Below are 3,976 nucleotides of genomic sequence, written 5' to 3'. Positions count from 1 at the left end.
CCTACTACGCGGCCGAACCCCCAGCGTCACTCCAGAAAACCAGCTAACTCACTCTCCACAAAACCCGGGGCTTGACAATGAGCACGAACGGCGCCTTCGAGGACTACTGGCGACTCACTATTGTCGCAGTCCTCTACCCGCACAGGCATCCGAGATTGTTTGGATGCCGAACGGAGCCAGCGCGACTCCGTCGGTATTGAGCAGCACGGCGCACGAAACCATGGGAATGCAGTCCGAACTGCCCCTTCGGCATCTGCCGACCCAACGGTGAAGGCGGAGGCAGGATCGAAGCGCGCACAGACCTGGCTGCGCGAAATGGCGTTGCGAAATCGCTCACCGCCCTGCGGGACTCCAGGAAACCTGCGGCCTCACCTCGCGCCGCACGCCGGCGGCCGGGCGAGGGCCCAGACCATGGGATCAGGTGACAGATCAAAGGGGCGGCCCTCTTGCCCTGACGCGGCATCAAATAATCCTGGCAGCGGTCTCCGCTCCCCGCCTATGCTCAGCGTGTTCTTTCCCGAGATTGAGAAATGAAGTGAAGGCAATGACTATTCGTGTGTTCAAGAGCGTTGCGGCTACGGCGTTAGCCATCACCGCGGTGGCCGGCGCGACTGTCGTCGGTACTGCGGATACGGCCGCTGCTGCCACGGGTGGTGGCTGCACTGGACCGGCATCCAAGTTGGCGTGTGTACGCACGGTCGACGAGAACGGCCACGGCCGCGTCGTATTCGAGGCGGCATTCGACTCCATCAACGCCGGGCCCAACTGCCATGTCCGCATGACAGCATGGGACGACACCGATGGATGGCCGTGGGTTTCCGAACCCCGGCCGTGCGGCAAGGCACACAAGTTCAGCTTCAAGCTGTCCAACCCGACGCCCGGTCATGTCTATCGGACCGAACTGCGTATCGCTCCCAACGAGAGCGACTTCGATTTCCCGGAGATCGTGAAGAGCCCGCCGCTCACTTACTGACCCTCCCTGCATGAGCAGAAGGCGCCGGGTCCATCGTCCTGGCGCTTTCTACTCATGGGACATTCCCCCTGCTATGACAGCATTACCGAGCAGTCGACCAATCTGCTGGCGCAAGTGCAGCTTGGTGCGTCGCCCAAGCGACGGACCTCTCGGCGCTTCGGATGCCGCTCGGCCGCGGTCGGTCCAAGTTGCCGAGGCGAGCATCCGGGCACCCATTCGCCCTCCTGCTCGGCTCGTCGGGGGCAGGCATGGTGTCCGGCTGCACAGTGCGGGGTGGAAGTGTGGGGCGCCGGCACATGGGCGGGTGAGGTGGGGGTTTCTACGGTGTGGCGACACGTGTGACGTCCTGTGATCGTACGGAAGTGGTGACCATGACTGCCGCTGCAACTGCTCCCCCAAGTTCCGCCAGTCTCAAGCGCATTGTCGGTGCCAGTCTCATCGGTACGACGGTGGAGTGGTACGACTTCTTCCTGTACGGGTCGGCCGCTGCGCTGGTGTTCAACAAGTTGTTCTTTCCGGGTTCCGATCCGCTGGTGGGGACGCTGTTGTCGTTTCTCACGTATGCCATCGGGTTCGCGGCGCGGCCTATCGGGGCCCTGGCCTTCGGGCACTTCGGGGACCGGCTGGGGCGTAAGAAGCTGTTGGTGGTCAGCCTGTTGATGATGGGCGGTGCGACGTTCGCGATCGGGTTGCTGCCTACGCATGCGGCGATCGGGTCGGCTGCCCCAGTGCTGCTGACGGTGTTGCGGCTGGTGCAGGGGTTTGCGCTGGGCGGTGAGTGGGGCGGTGCGGTGCTGCTGGTGTCGGAGCATGGGGATGCGCGGCGGCGGGGTTTTTGGGCGTCGTGGCCGCAGACCGGGGCGCCCGCTGGGCAGTTGCTGGCCACCGGGGTGCTTTCGGCGCTCACCGCGCTGCTGTCTGACGCGCAGTTCGCTTCCTGGGGGTGGCGGGTGCCGTTCCTGCTCTCGGGTCTGCTGGTGATCGTCGGGTTGTGGATACGGCTGTCGGTGGATGAATCGCCGGTGTTCAAGGCGGCGTTGGCGGGTGCGGAGGAGCGGCGGCGGGCGCAGGGTCGGGGGTCGGCGGCGGAGCGGATGCCGCTGGTGGCGGTCATGCGGCACCACTGGCGTGACGTACTGATCGCGATGGGCGCGCGGATGGCGGAGAACATCTCCTACTACGTGCTCACAGCCTTCGTTCTCGTCTACGCCACGCAGCACACAGGCCTCGGCCAACAGGCCGCGTTGAATGCGGTGTTGGCGGCATCGGCCGTGCATTTCGCGGTGATCCCGGCGTGGGGTGCACTCTCGGACCGGATCGGGCGGCGGCCGGTGTATCTGCTGGGGGCGGCGGGCGTGGCCGCCTGGGCGTTCCCGTTCTTCGCGCTCGCCGACACCGAGAACTTCGGCCTGCTGCTGCTCGCGGTCACCGTCGGGCTGGTCTTCCACGGAGCGATGTACGCGCCGCAGGCGGCGTTCTTCGCCGAGATGTTCGCGACCGGGATGCGGTATTCGGGGGCGTCCATTGGCGCGCAGTTCGCCTCTGTGGCGGCCGGCGCCCCGGCGCCGCTGATCGCCACCGCTCTGCTGGCCGATCACGGCAGCGCCTCACCGGTCGCGCTGTATGTGATGCTCGCAGCGCTGATCACGGTGGTGGCGGTGGCGGTGGCGAAGGAGACTCGCAGCCGGGACCTGGCCACCGTTGGTGCGGATACGGATACGGATACGGGGCCGGGGCCGGGGCGGGGTGAAGGCGCGGGTGCGGCCGCGGGTCGGCGTACGAGTGCAGGTACGGATACGGGCACGGCCGATGCCATGGGGTGCGCCACGGAAACGGGGACGAACCACAGGCACTGATACCGCCTCGGGTACGCGTACGTACACGGCAACGGAGGCGGTGACAGGCACAGATCGCGCCTCGGATGCGGGCGCGGACCCGGCCGCCGGAGGGGATCAGGCCGGCGGGCAGGCCTCCGGCGGCCGGTCGGTCAGGAGTCGTCCTTGTTCTTGAGGGAGTCCTTCATGCCCTGGAGGTTCTCCTTGGCGTCCTCCATGGCGCCCTTCACCTTGCCCTTGGCCTGGTCGGTGCGGCCCTCGCCCTTGAGGCGTTCGTCGCCGGTTACCTTGCCCACGGCTTCCTTGGCCTTGCCCTTGAGCTTGTCCATCGCGCTCTCGTCGCCCATGACGTACTCCTTCGGTCGGGATGATCCACAGGGGCCACGGAGGATGGTCACATGCGCTCCGGGGCCAGCCACCACGCTGCCGCACGGCGGCCGGATTCGCACCCGGAGGGCGCTACCGGTACGAGCGCCTCGGCCCGTACCCGGTGCCCATCAGTGGATACGGAACGCGTCCTCAACGCGCTACGGCAACGGACAACTGTCGTAGCTTCAGGGCCAGTTGGAGTTCCAGGGCGCGCTGCGGGGACTGCCAGTCGGGGCCGAGGAGACGGCCGATCCGTTCCAGTCGCTGGGCGACGGTGTTGACGTGGACGTGCAGAGCGTCCTTCGTGCGGGCCGGGCTCATGCCGCTGGCGAAGTACGCGTCCAGGGTGCGTACCAGGTCCGTGCCGCGGCGGGTGTCGTAGTCGGCGACCGGGCCGAGCGTACGCCGCAGGAAGCCGTCGACATCGCGGGTGTCGGCGAGCAGGAGGCCGAGGAAGCCGAAGTCCGGTGCGGCGGCTCCCTGGCCGGCGCGGCCCAGGGCGCGCAGTGCCTCGCGGCAGCGCTGGGCCTCGGCGTATGCGGTGGCGACGGCGGTCGGGCGGGCGCCGGGCGCCGGTACGGGGGCGGAGGCGCCGACGGTGACGGGGGCGCGTACCGCGGCGCCGAGTTGTCGGGCGATGTGGCGGGCTGTCCCAGCGGCGTCACTGAGCGCGAGGTCGGCGGCCGGTCCGTCCGCCTCCCTGGTCTCGCCTGTCGCTCTCTTTAGACGTCGTCTCATTTGGTGAGTCTGCGGTAGCAGATGAGGCTGCAGGCGATGGCGGTGAAGGCCAGGAAGTGCT

At 67.6% G+C, this 3,976-nt stretch carries 4 protein-coding genes; 2 read left to right on the top strand and 2 right to left on the bottom strand.

The window, feature by feature from the left end; translation table 11 throughout:
- The first annotated feature begins 544 nt into the window (after positions 1-544).
- Positions 545-973 (top strand): hypothetical protein, encoded by a 429-nt coding sequence (locus AC4IJH_RS43135; protein ID WP_490857506.1) that lies wholly within the window; start codon positions 545-547, stop codon positions 971-973.
- A gap of 371 nt (positions 974-1,344) precedes the next feature.
- Positions 1,345-2,829 carry an MFS transporter gene (locus tag AC4IJH_RS43130; protein WP_490857507.1) on the top strand — a complete coding sequence of 495 codons (1,485 nt, stop codon included), beginning with the start codon at positions 1,345-1,347 and terminating at the stop codon, positions 2,827-2,829.
- A 131-nt stretch (positions 2,830-2,960) separates the two neighbouring features.
- Here the strand turns inward: AC4IJH_RS43130 and AC4IJH_RS43125 are convergent, their stop codons facing one another.
- A complete protein-coding gene (locus AC4IJH_RS43125; protein WP_490857505.1) occupies positions 2,961-3,155 on the bottom strand; it encodes a CsbD family protein in 195 nt (64 codons plus the stop codon).
- A 172-nt stretch (positions 3,156-3,327) separates the two neighbouring features.
- Positions 3,328-3,976: PucR family transcriptional regulator (locus AC4IJH_RS43120; protein ID WP_490857504.1), on the bottom strand; the 649-nt coding region annotated here is incomplete at its 5' end.

Source organism: Streptomyces sp. UF-297 (assembly GCF_058245575.1).
This window is presented reverse-complemented; position numbering and strand designations above follow the sequence as displayed.

Coding starts and splice junctions, on each gene's coding strand:
- AC4IJH_RS43135 (WP_490857506.1), top strand. CDS start 545: ATGACTATTCGTGTGTTCAAGAGCGTTGCGGCTACGGCGTTAGCCATC.
- AC4IJH_RS43130 (WP_490857507.1), top strand. CDS start 1,345: ATGACTGCCGCTGCAACTGCTCCCCCAAGTTCCGCCAGTCTCAAGCGC.
- AC4IJH_RS43125 (WP_490857505.1), bottom strand. CDS start 3,155: ATGGGCGACGAGAGCGCGATGGACAAGCTCAAGGGCAAGGCCAAGGAA.